At 58.0% G+C, this 16,404-nt stretch carries 16 protein-coding genes and 1 pseudogene; 13 read left to right on the top strand and 4 right to left on the bottom strand.

All coding sequences use genetic code 11. The features are described from left to right. The first annotated feature begins 10 nt into the window (after positions 1 to 10). Complete coding sequence (locus NO978_RS16230) at positions 11 to 451, top strand: hypothetical protein (RefSeq protein ID WP_363463574.1); 441 nt, start codon at positions 11 to 13, stop codon at positions 449 to 451. Between the two features lie 102 nt (positions 452 to 553). Here NO978_RS16230 and NO978_RS16225 read toward each other — a convergent pair whose 3' ends face one another. Beyond that, the gene (locus NO978_RS16225) at positions 554 to 946 is read right to left on the bottom strand and encodes a helix-turn-helix domain-containing protein (protein WP_144262362.1); all 393 of its coding nucleotides are present in this window, start codon (positions 944 to 946) and stop codon (positions 554 to 556) included. A 112-nt stretch (positions 947 to 1,058) separates the two neighbouring features. Between NO978_RS16225 and NO978_RS16220 the strand changes: the two genes are divergently transcribed. Next, the gene (locus NO978_RS16220; protein WP_303647348.1) at positions 1,059 to 1,727 is read left to right on the top strand and encodes a hypothetical protein; all 669 of its coding nucleotides are present in this window, start codon (positions 1,059 to 1,061) and stop codon (positions 1,725 to 1,727) included. A 75-nt stretch (positions 1,728 to 1,802) separates the two neighbouring features. Here the strand turns inward: NO978_RS16220 and NO978_RS16215 are convergent, their stop codons facing one another. Further along, a complete protein-coding gene (locus tag NO978_RS16215) occupies positions 1,803 to 2,765 on the bottom strand; it encodes a hypothetical protein (RefSeq protein WP_257300600.1) in 963 nt (320 codons plus the stop codon). Between the two features lie 233 nt (positions 2,766 to 2,998). Here NO978_RS16215 and NO978_RS16210 point away from each other — a divergent pair, with 233 nt between their 5' ends. The 8 genes and pseudogenes from NO978_RS16210 to NO978_RS20040 all read left to right on the top strand — a co-directional run. After that, entirely contained in the window at positions 2,999 to 3,301 is a 303-nt protein-coding gene (locus NO978_RS16210; RefSeq protein ID WP_257300599.1) for a hypothetical protein, read from the top strand. Between the two features lie 90 nt (positions 3,302 to 3,391). Next, positions 3,392 to 5,179, top strand: a complete 1,788-nt coding sequence (locus NO978_RS16205) for an SWIM zinc finger domain-containing protein (RefSeq protein ID WP_257300598.1) — start codon at positions 3,392 to 3,394, stop codon at positions 5,177 to 5,179. 13 nt (positions 5,180 to 5,192) lie between these two features. Continuing rightward, positions 5,193 to 5,984 carry a hypothetical protein gene (locus NO978_RS16200; RefSeq protein WP_257300597.1) on the top strand — a complete coding sequence of 264 codons (792 nt, stop codon included), beginning with the start codon at positions 5,193 to 5,195 and terminating at the stop codon, positions 5,982 to 5,984. 56 nt (positions 5,985 to 6,040) lie between these two features. After that, positions 6,041 to 7,132 (top strand): tol-pal system YbgF family protein, encoded by a 1,092-nt coding sequence (locus tag NO978_RS16195; protein WP_257300596.1) that lies wholly within the window; start codon positions 6,041 to 6,043, stop codon positions 7,130 to 7,132. A 224-nt stretch (positions 7,133 to 7,356) separates the two neighbouring features. After that, positions 7,357 to 7,713 (top strand): calcium-binding protein, encoded by a 357-nt coding sequence (locus NO978_RS16190; protein WP_257300595.1) that lies wholly within the window; start codon positions 7,357 to 7,359, stop codon positions 7,711 to 7,713. A gap of 114 nt (positions 7,714 to 7,827) precedes the next feature. Then, positions 7,828 to 9,240, top strand: coding sequence for a DEAD/DEAH box helicase (locus NO978_RS16185; protein WP_257300594.1), 1,413 nt, complete (start codon positions 7,828 to 7,830; stop codon positions 9,238 to 9,240). Continuing rightward, complete coding sequence (locus tag NO978_RS16180) at positions 9,227 to 10,576, top strand: DUF790 family protein (protein WP_257300620.1); 1,350 nt, start codon at positions 9,227 to 9,229, stop codon at positions 10,574 to 10,576. Before NO978_RS16185 ends, NO978_RS16180 begins: the two co-directional genes overlap by 14 nt. A gap of 106 nt (positions 10,577 to 10,682) precedes the next feature. Beyond that, positions 10,683 to 10,817: pseudogene (locus tag NO978_RS20040) on the top strand (RNA polymerase subunit sigma-70); the annotation flags it as partial. 212 nt (positions 10,818 to 11,029) lie between these two features. On the opposite strand, the gene NO978_RS16175 reads toward NO978_RS20040, so the two are convergent. Beyond that, on the bottom strand, positions 11,030 to 12,355 hold the full coding sequence (locus NO978_RS16175; protein WP_257300593.1) for an orc1/cdc6 family replication initiation protein: 1,326 nt from the start codon (positions 12,353 to 12,355) through the stop codon (positions 11,030 to 11,032). Positions 12,356 to 13,421: 1,066 nt separating this feature from the next. Then, positions 13,422 to 13,745: a hypothetical protein gene (locus tag NO978_RS16170; RefSeq protein ID WP_257300592.1), complete on the bottom strand. Its 324-nt coding sequence runs from the start codon at positions 13,743 to 13,745 to the stop codon at positions 13,422 to 13,424. Positions 13,746 to 13,822: 77 nt separating this feature from the next. Between NO978_RS16170 and NO978_RS16165 the strand changes: the two genes are divergently transcribed. The 3 genes from NO978_RS16165 to NO978_RS16155 all read left to right on the top strand — a co-directional run bounded on the left by NO978_RS16165 (position 13,823) and on the right by NO978_RS16155 (position 16,352). Beyond that, positions 13,823 to 14,800 carry an IS1595 family transposase gene (locus NO978_RS16165; protein WP_257300591.1) on the top strand — a complete coding sequence of 326 codons (978 nt, stop codon included), beginning with the start codon at positions 13,823 to 13,825 and terminating at the stop codon, positions 14,798 to 14,800. Between the two features lie 188 nt (positions 14,801 to 14,988). Then, the gene (locus NO978_RS16160; RefSeq protein WP_369684157.1) at positions 14,989 to 15,660 is read left to right on the top strand and encodes a helix-turn-helix domain-containing protein; all 672 of its coding nucleotides are present in this window, start codon (positions 14,989 to 14,991) and stop codon (positions 15,658 to 15,660) included. Next, positions 15,657 to 16,352: a hypothetical protein gene (locus NO978_RS16155; RefSeq protein WP_103992930.1), complete on the top strand. Its 696-nt coding sequence runs from the start codon at positions 15,657 to 15,659 to the stop codon at positions 16,350 to 16,352. Before NO978_RS16160 ends, NO978_RS16155 begins: the two co-directional genes overlap by 4 nt. Positions 16,353 to 16,404 lie beyond the last annotated feature (52 nt).

The following is a 16,404-nucleotide window of genomic DNA, read 5'->3' as shown; positions in this document are numbered from 1 at the left end:
GCCCCGGGGAATGGACGAGCGGTTCGAGGATCCTTCAGACGAGGTGGAAGAGGAGGACGCGGTCGCAGACGAGGAGACCGCAGAGACGTCAGAGGAATCGGAAGAACAGGGTCGTGAAACTGCGGCAGCGACCGAGGATCGATCAGATCAGCAGAGAACCGCATCCACGACCGAGACTGATTCGTCGACCAGTGAGGCAGGAGAGACAGATGACGAACCGCTGAACATCCGCGAAGATTGGGATTCAGCCACGATATACGTTGAACCGGAGCAAAGCGAGGACATCGAGATCACGTTCACTCGCCTGAAAAAGCAGCTCAAACGGGAGGACATCACGCTGGAGAAAAACAAGCACTTCTACCGCGGGGTTTTCGAGGTGGCCTTTGGCGAGCACCAGGAGGAAACGAAGGAGAAGATTCGCGAACTCGCCAAACAAGACGGCGATCAGTGAGTCACTGATTCACAGAATCTCGAATGATGTGAGGATTTTCCGGCATCGATATCCGAGAGGGTAACTGGATCATCGATCGAGACAGAAAAAACCCACGACAGCTTACGAATAAGCGTCGTTGAACTCGCGTTCACGGCGCATCAGTTCCTCGACACCGTGCTCAAGGATGCCGCGGCCCATTGCGGTCGGCCGATAGTACGTATAGAAGCCCTGGCTGTCGGCGGTCCGTCGCTGGCGCTTGTCGACAAGCCCGACATCGACCAGTTCGTCGAGGTGGTAGTGAAAATTGTGGGATTCGACATCGACCGTGGCCTTGAGATCGGCAGCACTCAGTTCGTCGTTGGCGACGAGCGTGCGGAGGATTCGGAACCGCGTCGGGTGGCCGATCGCCTGTTGCATAGCGAGATATTCCTCGAGCGTCAGCCCGCTATCCTCGGGAAGCGGCGGCTCCGGCTGGCGAACCTCCTCCGTTGGTTGGCGATCAGTTTCGGACATTTGGGGGTGCCTCAGGTTCTACGTTGGGACGCCACGTACTTAGTCGTTCTCGACTAGAATATTCTTGAAAGCACCGATATTTATATACTACCGTTTCGAACCGACGAGTTGAATGCGGCAACGGATTATCGACAATCTCCCCCGTGCCGCCGGTGATTCAGATGCGCTCGCCCCAGTCCAGCGGGAACAGTTTCTCGTCTATCTGATGGGGCCATACCGGACATTCGACGTGGACGCGCTGCTGCCGGCGGACGCCGATGTCGAAACCGATGCCCCGTCATTTGCGACGTGGGACGAGACCAGCGGCGAGTACGCCGAAGACGAGGTCTTGCGGCTCCTGCAGGAAACGCGGGACTGCCTCCGCGACCGCGGGTTTAATGCCTTTCTCGCAATCGACGTCGGGATTCCGCTCGACGATATGGATGCCGCCACACAGAGTCTCGCCTTTGCGCAGGCGAGTAATGCAACGATCTTTATCGCTCCACAGGTCGGCGACAACCTCGGTGTTGGGATCGAGATCGGGAGCGTCCTCGAAGATCTTCTGTCGACAGCTGGAATGCAGGGGCCGGCAGCCGATGCAACGCCACCAACGCGTGCGCGACGGGTTATGGTCGCGACCGAACCATCGGTTCGAAGTGCGATGCTTGGCGCCGTCCACGCGCGCTGGGACGCCAGTGTTCGGACGTTCACCGATGCCGCGGACTGCTGTCGGCTCTGTGCACAGTTCTGTACCCACATTCAGAACGAGGAGCTCTATGGATCGCTCGACCGTCTGGACTGATCGGACTCGCGATCAGCCCGGGAAGACTACGTCGCCGGATCTGCTGCGAGAGTCACCCGACAGCGATACCCATTCTTATTGCACCTCGGAGCCAGTGCGAAAGCTCGTGAGTTCGTCGATTCGATCTTCCAAGTCTTCGATCTCGCTTCGGAGTACGTCTGCCTCCTCGCTTTCAGTGGCCGCGAGTCGGTCCTTCAATCCCTGCAATCGCGTCTCTTTCACGTCCTCGTTGACGTCGGCTTTCCTGACGTACGCCCGCTCATCGATGTCGTAGACGTCCTGCTCGTGGAGGTCAGTCACCTCAAGTGCATCATCAACCTTGTCCGGGTCTACGCCGAGGACACGATCCCGATCGATACCGGCGTCCTCCAACGCAGCGAGGACCTCCGTGTCGTCTTTCAGTGACTTCGACCGGCGCGAAGTTCGCTGGACAGAGCCGTACTGGGCATGAACTGGCTGGTCGTGATCGACTCGATCAAGGAGGGTGTCGGCGATGTCTTTCCGAAGGTCGTTCGCGCCACGTTGCACGTCCGAGAGCAGCGTATAAAGGTCGATGAGTGCCTCCGTATCCGGGGTATCCATGCTGGTCGGATCGTGGCGTTCTAATTCATCGATCAACAGGAGCGCATCAGCATACACGCCGACATCCGGCTCAGTTCTATCGTCATTCTTGGTAGATCCCTCACCAATCACCTGAGTGGCAGTCGAGGCGTCCGATTCAACGAGGATCCCAGCGTCCTCGTCTATCTCGAATTGCGGATGAAGCGTTAGCACGGCAGCATAGGGTTCGGCATCCGGGGGAAGCCGGTCAAGCTCAAAGCCGCCACCCGCATCCTGAACGCGTCGATAGAGCGTTTCGAACTGGTCGCGCTGGAGCGGCTGAGAATCGTCCGAGTCCAGAATTTCGATGATGACGCGGAATTCCTGTATGTCGGTAATACGAAACTTGGTGTGTGAAAGCGGTGTAATGAGAGTGGCCTCTGGAGAACGCTCCTCGGCCGCTTCGAGGAGCGTGTGCCAGTTCTCACTGAACGACATATCTATACTCTCGCTGCTGAGAGCTTAAAATCCCCAGTTCGTCCAGATTGCAGGGTGGACAGAGCTGTCGGCAGAAGCTCGTCATACTGGCGGACATCCCGATAGCGACCCACTCACCACAATCCGCCCTATCATGCCGTCAATACGCATGACCACGCATCAGCAACGAAACGGGTGAACGGTCAGAGTCACGCCGTCGGCGCATACTTGTACGAACGGATGGTAAATCGGCTATGACGGATGAGGATGAGCCGGTCCAGCATTGCACGCTGAACGTGCCGGTGGATATCCCAGCAGCACTCGAGGCGGCCGCAATCGAGTATCTCGATGTCGACGACCAGCGAACGATCGTGATCTATCAGCACGCGATTCTGATGGTTATCGCCAGTGAAGGACGGGCAACGGCAGCGCGGGAATTTACAGTCGAACTCTGGGAAGAGCCACCGGACGGCCTTCCTCGCGACCCGGATGATCTCGTCACAGCGTTCCTCGATGAGCTACTGGCACCAACCGATGCAGTTCGCACTGAATCCTGAATTCCGCCCACTGTGGGAGGCTATCGGCGAGCACGATTCCTAGCCTTTTCTATCGAGCGACATCGTAGAAGCGAGACGGAAGAGGAGCCGATGGCACAGGCACCGACGATTACCGAGGCAGCGATCCGCACCCTCGCTCGACCGCAGTCATACGATCGAGGCGAGAACTACTACGATCAGGGGGCTGTCCGTGACATCACGCGTCGGGGCGACCAGTTGCGAGCGTCGGTCGACGGCAGTCAGTACGAGCCCTATCAGGTCCAAATCAATCTGGATGAGACTGGCGTCGTGGACACGGCGTGTTCCTGTCCGTACGATCAGGGAGGAATCTGTAAGCATCGTGTGGCCGTCCTCCTGACGTACAGCCGCAATCCCGACGAGGTTAACCAGCGCCCACCTATCTCCGAACAGGTCGCCGACGCAGATCCAGCCGAGCTCCGAGACCTCCTCGTTGATCTCGTCGAACGCCAGCCCGACCTCGGAGAGTGGATCGAATCGCGGCTCAAGACAGCCCAATCGGACGCTACTGTTGACGACTCCCGTGACCAGAGCCCAGACATAAATCGGGACTCGATTCGACAGCAAGTTCAGTATGTCCTCCAGCCCCCGAAGGAACGTGGAGGCCGAACGCAGGATCCGTATACAGCAGTCGAAACCGACGTCAAGAAGCTTGGCGACCTACTCGATCAAGCATGGGCAGCCATCGAAGCAGATGACGGCAAGGCGGCCCTAGATGTTCTCGAACCACTCGCAGATGAGCTGATGAACGAAGCATGGCTTGCGCTCTCGTACGACGATTCACAGGCCATTTTCGAGTTTTTTGATGAGGTCGACACCGCGCTGGCCGAGGCACTACTCACGGCTGATCTCTCCGACGCCGAACGCGATGACTGGAAGGCGAGACTGCGAACGTGGCAGCGTGAGATGGAGAGCTATACGGACCGACCACCGTACAGCGTCGCCCTCGACGTAGTCCAGCGAGAGATGAGAGCAGACAGTAGGTACACTACCCTCTGGGACGATAACCCGCCGTGGTACGCCGAGAACGTCGTCAAAGCCAGACTCAACGTCCTCGAACGACAGAACCGCGTCGACGAGTATCTTGCTCTAGCGGCCGCCACCGAGCAAATCGACGCGTACGCGACGATGCTCATCGAGGAGGGCCGTATCGACGAGGCGATCGAGTATGGCCAGCAGAACCTGCACGCGCCCGACAACGCACTCACGCTGGCCAGAGTACTCCGAGAATACGACCGACCACAGGCAGCGCTGGGGATAGCCCAGCACGGATTGTCCTTGGACGACAACGGGAAGGCAGATCTGGCCGAGTGGCTCCGCGACAGAGCCGGCAACTTGGACGAACCAGAGGTGGCGCTAGAGGCGGCCGTCACCGCGTTCGAAGCCGCACCCACACTCGCGGCCTACCAGGCGACAGAAGAACTCGCTGGTGAAGACTGGCCGGCTGTTCGCGAGGAGATACTGGGATCGCTTGCGAACCGAGACACGACCAAGCGAAATGCGCAACGACATGTCGAGATATTCCTGTACGCGGAGCGATACGACGAGGCCATCGCCATCGCGGACCGGTTTTCGGACGACATAGTGGTCGAACCGGTCGCCGACGCCGTCTTCGAGGAGCGCCCGGAGTGGACGATCGACGCCTGCAAAGCCCAGGCCGAACCGATCATCGAGGAAGGGAAATCACAGCAGTATCGACACGCCGTAGACTGGCTAGCGACAGCCGGAAAGGCAGCCGACGCTGCCGGCGAGCTCAACGAGTGGCGGGCCTACGTACAGGATCTCCGGGATGAACACTCTCAAAAGTACAAGCTCCGACCGATGTTGGAAGAGTTACTCGAGGAGTTTGACGATCGATAGCACAACGACGATCATGACTGACACAGCAACCACAGATCGATTTGTCATCGAAGTCAGCCAAGTGGGCACAGTCGACCACATCGTCGACCTCGAAGCAGACTCAGCGAACAGATCGCCGTACACATCTCGACAGGACTTACCGGGCGAAAAGCTGTGTGACCGGAGTACGCGCTCACCCGCAAGCGAGTACATCACACTTCGAGACTACGCCAACTGGAAAGGGTTCGACAAGCGGGCATTCGAAGGTGATGCGCCGGACGAGGTATGTTCGTATTGCTGGACAGCGGTAGTAGAACACGCTGAGCGAGGAGAACAGCACGAACGCGATGGCGTCGGCGAACGCATCGGGACAGTCGGATATCGCTTGCGATGGAAGCAGAAGGGCCGGGCCCACGAAGAGTGGTACGACATCGTCGTCCGGCCCGAAACAACCATAACAGAACTCGACAGGCTCGTCTGCCGGTTCACGACGCTCGATGATTTGCATCTTCGGATGTACGGGCTCGAAGACGAGTACATGGATTCGACACTCAACGTCATCCCGGATCACCAGTTCACTGCGGTCAACGATCCAGCATACACGACCGCAAGCGAGATGACGGTTTCCGACATTGCCGAACGTGCGACGCTCTGGGAAGGAGATAGACTCAGCATGGTCTGCGATTTTGGAACTCCCTCGCGCTATTACTGCATCGTGAAGGAGGTGTACGATCCAGAGGAGATCGAGAACCTCCTCGAAAAACGTGACCCGTTCGCAGCGACCGAGACAGCCGCGATCATCGACGAGAAACGACCCCAACAATAGACACGAGCAAACGGTTGCCCCGCACTTTTTCACCGGACTCCTCGAACACTCGACCAATGGCCGACTGCCCGTACTGCGAGCAATCCTTCGCGGACGAATCCGGTATCCGCAAACATCTCTACGAAGACCACGAATCCGACGAACTCGGTCGGATCGACACCAAGCGGGTTGAGCAGTACATCGACGACCACGACCTCGAAGAAAGCGACGACGATACCACCCATGCCCAGCAAGACACGGACGAAGCGGTAGACATGTCCCTGGGGACCGACCGCCAGTCGGATGAGCGGTGGGAGTTACATGACGTACAAGCACTATCGACGGGAGAGATCACGGACAAGCTTGCCGAGCACGGTATCGACACGACCGAAGCGTCGTTCCGTGACCGGGCGGCCGCGGTTGACTCGGCGATGGCACTCGCCGACCAGTGGGAGGACGACCACGACGTCGACGCGTCGGGGTACGATCAGGATTTCATCTGGATGGCAGCTGAAGTCCTCTGGAGTCGGTGGGCACCCGATCTCCCCTATCAGGAGCGAATTTACGACCTGGTACAGGACGGTCGAGAACTCCGGGAGCAGGGGGACGACGCCGAAGCCTGCGAACAGTGGCTGAGTGCCTGGAAGATCATCGTCGCCGTCACGCCGGACGACATTACGACAATCGAGGCGGCTGACGATCACCTCCCGAATGTGCTCTCCCTGGAAGCGTTCCTGCGATCACTCGACAACGACCTTGCCACCCTGGCAGCGGACGACCCGACCTATCACGAACGACGCCTCGAATTCTGTCGGGAGATCTGTACCCAGTTCCCGGATGCATCCGACGAGTTTCTTCTTGACTTCCGCCACTTTGTCGCTGACTCGCTGACAGAGCTGGGACGGGTGACCGAGAGCAGAAACGAGTTCGAGAAGCTCATTCGAGACTATCCCGAAGATCCCTGGGCGTACAAGAAACTCGCAGATAGCTACTGGCGGGAGGGAGCTGACGAGCCAACAGCTGACGAGCTGGAACGCGCCTTGACATTGTACGAACAGGCGCTAAACGCCGAAGATCCCCTCGAACAGCCATCGACCGTCTCTGACCGAATCGACGTACTCGAACGTCGATTGGCTAATATGGACACGTCCGAGTCACAAGAGGAATAGGCGGTCTTTGTCGACTGATGCACGCCGTGAGCCGTCGACGTTCGTCATCGGACAATCCTATCCTCCATCTTAACCAACAGTAAACAGATTCATCGGGGGTTCGTTGGTTAATTCGTTCAGCAACTCGGATCTGTTCTACGGCCAGGATTGAGTGCGACCTGCATCGGTCGATAGGTGGTTTCGGCCACCCCGAGCACTTGAAGGCGGGATGAGTATTGGTCAGCATGACACGGGCCGAGAAGGACGAAGAGCGGGAAGAGCGCATCAAGATGCGGATCATCGTCGACAACTACAGCCCTGAAGAACAGGCGTGGGGATGGTACGCCTATCTGGGCGATACGCTGGACTTCCCGTTCGAAGCGTGCTGTGTCACCGAGCGAGAGGAGTCACCACTAGAGGAAGGCGAAACGGTTCGCGTGGTTGGAATGTCCCCGACAGACCCGACTCTCAGCCAGATGTTCGTGACGATAGAGTGGATGGGAAGGGAGCTTGGCGTGCCACTGGAGCAACTGGAGCCTGTCGAAGCCAGTAGTAACACGGAACAAGCGATCGCAGACTGGCAGTACTGGCTCAACCGCTAACAACCGTTGGCCCTCGATAGAAAACCTCAACCACAGAAGGACAGAGACGTGCTTCACTAGATCCCGGACAACCCACATATTGAATCCGGTCGGGGACCTCTGTCCCGATACTGAATGCGAATCGAATTCGACGACGGGACGCTCCTGCTCCAAGATCCCCCCGACGATGTGCCCTTTGCGGAGTGGGATGACCGCGTCGACGAGTACCGCGCCCAAGCGTATCGATATCGATCGCTCCTCGAATGGGCCGGCGCGTGGACGGACGGAAACGAGCAGGCAACGTTGCAAGACGGCTTCGCTCACGCCCTCGAAGACGCCGCCCGAACCTATCCCGATCTCGTCCTCACGCCGGCGCTCCACATCGAACCACGTGACTACCAGCAGGCCGCCCTCGACGCCTGGATCGACCACGACCGACGGGGGAGTGTCGTCCTCCCGACGGGCAGCGGGAAGACTTTTCTCGGACTCCAGGCCATTGCCGACGCCGGCGTCAGTGCGCTCGTCGTGACGCCGACGATCGACCTGATGAACCAGTGGCACGCCACGCTCACCAACGCCTTCGGCGACCAACTCGCCGAGCCGGTCGGCGTCCTCGGGGGCGGCAGCCACGACGTCACCGCGATCACAGTCACCACCTACGACAGCGCCTACCGCTACGTCAGCGAGTACGGCGATCAGTTCGGCCTACTTGTCGTCGACGAGGAACACCACCTGCCAGCACCGACCTACCGGCAGATCCCCGAGATGATGATCGCGCCGTATCGCCTTGGCCTCACGGCGACCTACGAGCGGCCCGACGGCAAGCACGAACTCCTCGAGGACCTCCTCGGCCCCGTTGTCTATCGGGAGGACGTCGACGAACTCGCCGGCGAATACCTCAGCGAGTACGAGACGATCCACATGTCGGTCGAGCTCACGGCTGACGAACGGGAGACGTACGACGAAGAGTACCAGATCTATCGTGATTACGTCGACAGCCACGAATTCGACCTCTGGAAAGAGGAAGGCTACGCGGAATTCCTCAAGCGCACCTCCTACGACCCGCAGGGTCGGCGGGCGCTCATCGCCAAGCAACGCGCCGAGCGGATCGCCCGAACAGCAGAGAAGAAGCTCGACACGCTCGATAATCTCATCAAGCGCCATCACGACGACCGCGCGATCATCTTCACCGCTAACAACGACTTCGCCTACGACATCTCCCAGGAGTTCATCGTCCCCTGTATCACCCACCAGACAAAGACGGACGAACGCACCGAGATTCTGGAGCGGTTCCGCACGGGCGACTACTCGATGCTCGTGACGTCCCAAGTCCTCGACGAGGGGATCGACGTCCCGGCGGCGAACGTCGGTATCATCCTCTCGGGGAGCGCCTCGAAACGTCAGTACGCCCAGAGGCTCGGCCGTATCCTGCGACCCACGGACGACCGCCAGCCGGCTCGTCTCTACGAAATTATCACCGAGGACACGATGGAGACGTACGTCTCCCAGCGCCGCCGGGAGGGGGTGAGTGCCAGTGCTGACGGCTGATCTCGCGCGGTCGCGCACGACCGACGAGACGGTCACCCCGCTGTTCATCGATCCCGACGAGGAGCGCTACCGGGAGACGGCCCGGGAACTCATCCACCTGTTCGAAGCCCATCTCGACGAGCCAAAAGGTGACCTCGAGGACGCGATTGACGAGCTGACCGTCGCGGATACCGACTACAAGATCGTCCAGGGGCTCGCGAAGCTCCTCAAAGACGAGTGTGAGTTCGAGGTCATGGCCGCCGTCGACCCACGGGAGATTCGCCGGCGACTCTTCGAGAAAGCCAACGAGCGCTATCCTATCGTCCGCCAACCGACGCTCGGCGAGGACACACAGAAACTGGAGGTGTACAGCGCGGTCGCCGACGACCTCGGGGTGTCGCTCAAGGAGTGCTATCGAGGGATGTACGCCGATTTGGAGGACAACAAGCGACTCGTCCGGATCGGTACGCGGACAGCCGACCAGTACGCCAGTGAGGACGATACGTCGACCTCGACGACAAACCTGACCGGCAGCAGCGACGAGGCCTACGAACATACGGATCTCACCGTTGACTGGCTGTTGACGCGCTACAACCTCGCGCTCGCCCAGGCGGTGCTCTACGACGCCACAGAAATGCGGATTCGGGTGTGGGACCATTTCGGGACGGTGTTCAGCTACGTGAAGCTGTTCGGGTTGATGCATCGGATCTATCCGATCGACGCTGATGGTGAGCGCGTCGCGAGCACGGACCAAGCCGCCGGCTACGAGGCCGTACTGGACGGCCCGGCGTCGCTGTTCTCGCAATCGCAGAAGTATGGAATCCGGCTGGCGAACTTCCTGCCGGCGTTACCACTCTGTGACCGGTGGGAGATGACTGCCGAGATCCTCGTCGACGAGACGACCGGCGGGACCCGACAGTTCGCGCTCGACCACACGGAGGGCCTCAATTCGCACTACAGCGCCGGCGACCAGTTCGATAGCGACGTGGAGCGGACGCTTACCCGGAAGTGGGAGCGAGCGAATACGGACTGGGAGTTGGTGCGGGAAGACGATGTCTTCGATCTGGGTGCCGAGGTGATGATCCCCGACTTCGCGATCGAACATCCGGACGGTCGGCGTGCAATTCTCGAGATTGTCGGCTTCTGGACGCCCGAGTACTTGGACGGGAAGCTAAAGAAGATCCGACAGGTGGAGGCCGACAATTTCGTGCTGGCTGTCTCGGAGCGGCTAGATTGCGCAAGTGAGGAGTTTGGGGGTGCCTCTGATCGGCTGTTGTGGTTCAAAACCGGGGTTCATGTCTACGATGTGGTTGAATTGGCTGAGCAGTTTGCGGTATCGCCACACCCTTCTGATTGAACAGTGAGCACATCGAAGCCCACAGTTAGGTTATACTTTTAGCTATTGCCAGAGTATTGTCAACTACTAGATGTACGAGGTGCTCGACGATACGGCGGCGTAGGTCATCCTCGCTATCGAGAGTGGTGACCCCATCTGCCGTGTCGCCCCCCACCACACGCCGTAGGAGACGGTGAAACAGGCCGTGAACCGTCTCGAAAACGTAGGATGCATTACCTATGACGACGGCCTCTCCGTCGTCTTCCTCGACGAGGTCGACCAGTTCGAAGAGCTCAGTGTCACAACAACTGCAGAATATCGGTGACACGAACTCTTGGACACTCGCCTCTATCGATTTGTTGTGTGAATGGCCACCACGATTTGTAGACCCACCCCTATCGACTTGTTCTTGTCAGTGATGGAACTGAGTCATCGATAACACCCTCACCCCTATCGACTTGTTCGAGGAACAGCCTACTGGTTGAGCTGTGCATTCACGACGGTACGGAGTTCGTCATCGTGGACGTCATCAAGTCGCGAATCTTCCCGAAGCGTCTCGATAATTGTCTCCGGGTTCTCACCAAACGTGAACTCGAGATAGCTGCCCGAATGTGGCCCCTGACTCTTCCGTTCTGTCTCGACCAACGAATACGTCGTGAGTTCTTTCATCTTATTCACGTACGTCTCCTGGTGATACTGATCCGAATCCAAGGTGCCCGTCAAGTACTGATACACCCGATATCCGATCGGGCTTCTCGCTGCACCAGTTCCAGTCTCGCGTGCCACAGCTGCAGTCGCGAACAGACAGAGCTTCTTTTGCGTACTAATCCCACGAGTCACCTCTAACACGCGGTTCTTCTCGACCTTATCTTGGGCTTGTCGAACGTGCTCCTCACGAACTTTATCGGCACCTGTTTTTTCTGCGATCGACCCCGCTGTTCGCATCAGGTCGATCGCCTTCCGTGCGTCTCCGTTGGTTTGGGCGGCGAATGCCGCTGCGAGGGGAATGACATCGTCGCTGAGTGCATCCTCGTGAAAAGCGTCCTCCCGAGCCCGGAGGATTTCTCGGAGTTGGTTGGCGTCGTAGTCACTGAAATGAACGTCTTCGGGGGTGAACGAACTGAGAGCGCGACTTCCCACGCTCTCCATCATTTTCGTGTCGTTCGTGATCGCGGTTACGGAGACCTGGGCGGTGATCTCGTCGGTGCTTCCAGCACGAGAGAGCTGATAGAGAAGGCGGGAGAAGGCTGGCTCGTCCTTGTCGCGACGACCGACGAGCATGTCGAGTTCATCGAGGATGAACACGACTGTGTCGTAGTGTTCGTTGATGAGACGGTAGAGTTCGCGCCATTTTTTCTTGTTTGGAACCCCATGCTCTGGGACGTCGACAGTCGTTCCAATATCGTTCGATACCTTTCGTGCCAGTTCGTAGACGGCTGCGCCGAGGGTTCCCACGTTCTGGCAGTTCATCTGGATGACGCCAAACCGGATATCACGACTTTCGCAGAGCTCGATGATATTCTGACAGACGGCGTTGATGATGAGCGATTTCCCGGTCCCGGAGGGGCCATAGAGGAGAAGGTTCGGTGGCCGCTCGTTACTAATCGCGACGCGGAGGTGCTGAGTGATATCGGTGAGCTGGGTGTCACGACCGACGATACGTTCCTCGTCGACGATCTCGTTCGGTTCGAGGAGTGACCGGTTCTTGATGAGACTCGCGGCTTCTTCCTGCTCGAGAATGAGATCTTTGATAGAACCCGTGGACTCGGGGGTCTCCTCGGGACCAGGATCCGTGGGCATACCGAACCCCACTCTATCAGGATACTAAAAGATTCCCCTGTCGATTTCTTTTCTACCGGTATGACGTTCAGAACAGGTATATCAGAGGGTTACACCGTTATCCTCCGCGACCTCCGACGATTTGTTAGGAACCCTTCTCGGTCGATCCAGGAGAACTCTCGAACACCCTCTCACCCCTATCGATTTGTTCTAACCACAAAGGAGGGGTGGGGTGAGAGAATTCCCGGACGGACTAACGCCCCATCTACGTCACGATTAGCATGGGATTGAGAGCTGCTTTCACCTTCTTCTTCTCTTCTTTCTAGTTCTAGCTACTAGCTAGCTAGTAGAACGCACCTCTATCGACTTGTTCTAATTACATCCTCTCCTCTATTTCTCTCCTAATTGAGTATATAAACAATGATCGAGAAATCAGAAGAACAAGAGCGGTTTCGGGTATTTTGTAGGCACCATAGCCGGACGTCTTGTATCCCCTCTGTTTACCAAATAAACTACTCTACCCTCTCCCCTATCGATTTGTTTGACTCCACTCCTTTCTATCGAATCCAGTAGTAACCAAGTTAATAAAGACCGATACAGCCGAAGGACCTCACCCTGAAGTATCATTTCCTTGCCGGTTCCTCGTGATCAACTCTCCCCTCCCCACCCTTTCTCGCCAGAACAAATCGATAGGGGTGGGTGTGTGGTCCTACCGACACGGTCACGATAGATGCATCTGATCACATATAGGGGCGGCTCTATACTCAATTTCGGCATTTCCGCTCCAGTGGTTCAATACTGGTCTTCCGTGGACGACTTCCCACTGAACAAATCGATAGAGGTGACTCTCCGCATGCAGGTGGTTTTGTTGAACAAGTCGATAGGGGTGCGTCTCCTTAACCTTTCAATCGAGTTCAGAAATCTCGATATCTGGCCTCCTGTATTAACGATGCTACCGATACAGACAGTCGGTTCGATCAATTCGCAACAAACCGATGCGCATTTGAGCGAAACGCTCCGCGTCTTTCACTTCGCAGACGCGGTGTCATCCCGAACAACTGGCCATCCGACTGAAGTACTATCTCGTCTACTCGTCCGGATTCACTGGGGATTTGTACTTTGACGTGACGCGGTCTCCTTCCCGCCACTGCCAGTAGTAGTAGCGGTTGTCGTTGATCTTCTTGATCGTGATTGTCGCCTTCGTCGGGACATCATCCGGGAGGTCATCGGGACGCTCGTCGTTCTCGTCTTCCTCCTCTGCTTCGGAAAGACGGGCCTCGCGCTCGCGATACTCTGAGAGGTCCTCGGCATAGTGGGCAACGTCTCGGAGTAATTCTGGCGAATAGTCGTTGAGCGTGTCGATGACGTCGGTGGGGAGTTCCGCTGGCGGCGTCGGGGGTTCGTAGGACATGGGCCGATCTGTGTCGCTCTTATGCAAAGCTGCGGAAAGACCGTATAGTTACACTGAGCCGACGCTAATTTGGCGATATGGTTTCTGCTCAGCCAGCGTTCGGCGGGATGTTTCGACAGCTGATCGAGCTGGGCGTCGTCGAAATAGACACGGAGCCGCTCGATGCCCGCATCGAGCGGCGACTCAAGGAATTTTGGGAGAATACGTCCTGTCCACGCTGCGGCCACCAGAGCATCGTAACCTGGGATGCACTCGACCGTATCTGGTGCCGTGACTGCAATTTTAAGCCGGTTTACACCTACGGCACGCCATTTCACGAGAAGCACCTCTCCGGCGGTGAGGTGCTTCTCGCGTTCACGCTCTACGCGGACACATTGCTCAGTATCAACCAGATCGCGCCGTTCCTCGGACGGGCCTATAGAACCGTTTACACGGCAATTCGAGAGGTGGAAGCCGCGGTTCAGCGCGGCTTCCCCGTCGTTTGGAGCCTCCTCGCCCAGACCATCGACGGACCGACGCAAGTCGACGAATCAGGGAAGGTCTGTTCGGGCTACAAAGGCCAAGAGACGCCGCGGAACAGCCGTTCTCGCGGCGGCTCGTCCCGGTCTGGACGCTCACGCTGGCGAGGGCGTCACGGTGATCAGCTGACGCTCGTCGCGGCGTGCCGCGACTCGCTTCGTGTGATTCGCGGGCAACTCGGCATCGACTACAGCGGTGATCTCGAACCAGTGATTCAGGAGGCTGAAGACCTCTCCCAGCCGCTGGGAGAGGTCTGGACGGACGGACTCCAAGCCTACCGAGAGATGGAGCGTGACCACCGAACAGTCGTCCACAAAGAGCGATACGTATCGCCCAGCGGCGTCCATATTAACCAGGTCGAGTGTCTGTTTTCGCTCATTCAGCCGTGGTTGCGGAAGTTCCGCGGCCTGTCCAAGCAGGGCTTGGAGCAGGCCGCTCACACCTTCGGCATCGTTCGCTCACTCAACCTAGCTGGTGAAACTACCGAGTCAGTCATTGACTGTCTCGTTATCGGGGCTTTCCGCAGTTCTACATAAGAGCGGAAAAACTTAACCAACAAATACCGATCAATCGTATCCTCTGTTGGTTAACCCCTCTCTGCTCGAATGCTGAGCCGGATCGGACTACCGGAGCTAAGAATAGTATATCTGTATAAAGATAACTCTATAGAGAATATGAGGGACAAGACTAATACAGTTAGATGCGATACCGATAACTAACGATGATGGAGTACGTCGACGAGACCGCGGCGAAGATCATGGTCGCGGCCCGGCCGGGTGACTCGATCCGGCGAATCGCCCAGAAGATCGACGGCTCCTACTCGTGGGTCTACGACTGGATCGAGCGGTTGGAGGACGCAGGCTTCATCCGGCGTGAAGACGGCGTCTACATCGAGAAGTACGCTGTCAGGGATCGCTACTACGATCTCGTCGCGGCCATTTCTCGCGCTGTCCCCCCCTCGATCGACGACGGCTACGTCATTCCACACTTCGCCGGGATGCCCTTTGCGTACACGAAAATCGACGGCGTCTACGTCTGGACCCACGGCGGCTATCAGATCGCCCGCGGCCACGACGATTATCCGATCTTCATCCAGGTCGCCGACCAGGACGTCGAACGGTGGACGGCGTTCTTCGACGAGTTCGGGATTCCGAGCCGGATCGAAGAGCGGCCGGACGCGACCGACTACGATGCGACTGTCTCGTACGTGTTGTTCCCGACGAGTGGGGAGATCACTCGCGAGTGGGTCGACGGCAATCCGGTCATTCCGTTGGATGAGACAATCGAGCACATGTTGGAGTACCGGGTGAACTACGAACCGGCGTTGGAGATGATCGCCGACGAGTACGACCGCGATATCGACGCGTCCCACGAGGATCCGCGTCTCAATGCATGAGCCTCGGCGAACGCGAAGACGAGCTGCTGGACACCCTGGAGACAGTCATTGACGCTGACCTGCCGTACGTGCTCGTCGGTGGGTGGGCGATCGCGGCGTTCAATCAGCGCTTCACCACGGACGTCGACGTCGTCATTCCGGCACAAGCGGTCGACGACTACACCGACCTTCTCACCGCCCGCGGCTACGAGAAAACGGCCGACGTCGAGCGAAACGAGCTCTACGAGGGCCGTACTATTCGATTCACGAAAGACATCGGGAATCCGGTTCGGTTCGACGCGATGGTGGACGCGCTGGGCTGTCGCCAGACGGAAGCTGAATGGTCGTATCGCTATCTGGCCCAGCACTCCGTCACCCAGGAACTGCGAACCGGGCGCCCGGTAACAGCCAGGATTCCGGAACGGGAGTTGCTGTTTGCCGTGAAACTTCACAGTGGCCGCAAGGCAGACTCCCGGGATCTGGTGGTGCTGGCTGCTGACGCGGATTTCGACCGGATCGCGACCCATCTTCATCGCGGGGTGTCCAAGAAGCTCGCTGGTCGCATCGAGACTGTTCTCGACCGGCTCACGTCGGAAGATTTTGCGGACGCGTTCAAAGGGGTCTTCGAACAGCAAACGGTTCCCGAACAGGATATCGATGCCGTCGTTGAGTTCCTTCGTGACCAGCAGCGCCGAATCGATTCTGAACTATAACATCGACTGCCGGTGGGGTATGTCTTGAGACCGATCGAAACACGCAGGGTCG

The organism is Haloarchaeobius sp. FL176, from assembly GCF_024609245.1.
GTDB lineage: Archaea > Halobacteriota > Halobacteria > Halobacteriales > Natrialbaceae > Haloarchaeobius.
Note: the sequence above shows the minus strand (reverse complement) of the source record. Positions and strands in the feature narration are given on the sequence as shown.

What these genes read in the sequence shown, in the direction of transcription:
- NO978_RS16220 (WP_303647348.1), top strand. Translation starts at nt 1,059, where the DNA reads ATGCGGCAACGGATTATCGACAATCTCCCCCGTGCCGCCGGTGATTCA.
- NO978_RS16225 (WP_144262362.1), bottom strand. Translation starts at nt 946, where the DNA reads ATGTCCGAAACTGATCGCCAACCAACGGAGGAGGTTCGCCAGCCGGAG.
- NO978_RS16200 (WP_257300597.1), top strand. Translation starts at nt 5,193, where the DNA reads ATGACTGACACAGCAACCACAGATCGATTTGTCATCGAAGTCAGCCAA.
- NO978_RS16160 (WP_369684157.1), top strand. Translation starts at nt 14,989, where the DNA reads ATGGAGTACGTCGACGAGACCGCGGCGAAGATCATGGTCGCGGCCCGG.
- NO978_RS16155 (WP_103992930.1), top strand. Translation starts at nt 15,657, where the DNA reads ATGAGCCTCGGCGAACGCGAAGACGAGCTGCTGGACACCCTGGAGACA.
- NO978_RS16195 (WP_257300596.1), top strand. Translation starts at nt 6,041, where the DNA reads ATGGCCGACTGCCCGTACTGCGAGCAATCCTTCGCGGACGAATCCGGT.
- NO978_RS16190 (WP_257300595.1), top strand. Translation starts at nt 7,357, where the DNA reads ATGACACGGGCCGAGAAGGACGAAGAGCGGGAAGAGCGCATCAAGATG.
- NO978_RS16205 (WP_257300598.1), top strand. Translation starts at nt 3,392, where the DNA reads ATGGCACAGGCACCGACGATTACCGAGGCAGCGATCCGCACCCTCGCT.
- NO978_RS16230 (WP_363463574.1), top strand. Translation starts at nt 11, where the DNA reads ATGGACGAGCGGTTCGAGGATCCTTCAGACGAGGTGGAAGAGGAGGAC.
- NO978_RS16185 (WP_257300594.1), top strand. Translation starts at nt 7,828, where the DNA reads ATGCGAATCGAATTCGACGACGGGACGCTCCTGCTCCAAGATCCCCCC.
- NO978_RS16165 (WP_257300591.1), top strand. Translation starts at nt 13,823, where the DNA reads ATGGTTTCTGCTCAGCCAGCGTTCGGCGGGATGTTTCGACAGCTGATC.
- NO978_RS16175 (WP_257300593.1), bottom strand. Translation starts at nt 12,355, where the DNA reads ATGCCCACGGATCCTGGTCCCGAGGAGACCCCCGAGTCCACGGGTTCT.
- NO978_RS16170 (WP_257300592.1), bottom strand. Translation starts at nt 13,745, where the DNA reads ATGTCCTACGAACCCCCGACGCCGCCAGCGGAACTCCCCACCGACGTC.
- NO978_RS16210 (WP_257300599.1), top strand. Translation starts at nt 2,999, where the DNA reads ATGACGGATGAGGATGAGCCGGTCCAGCATTGCACGCTGAACGTGCCG.
- NO978_RS16215 (WP_257300600.1), bottom strand. Translation starts at nt 2,765, where the DNA reads ATGTCGTTCAGTGAGAACTGGCACACGCTCCTCGAAGCGGCCGAGGAG.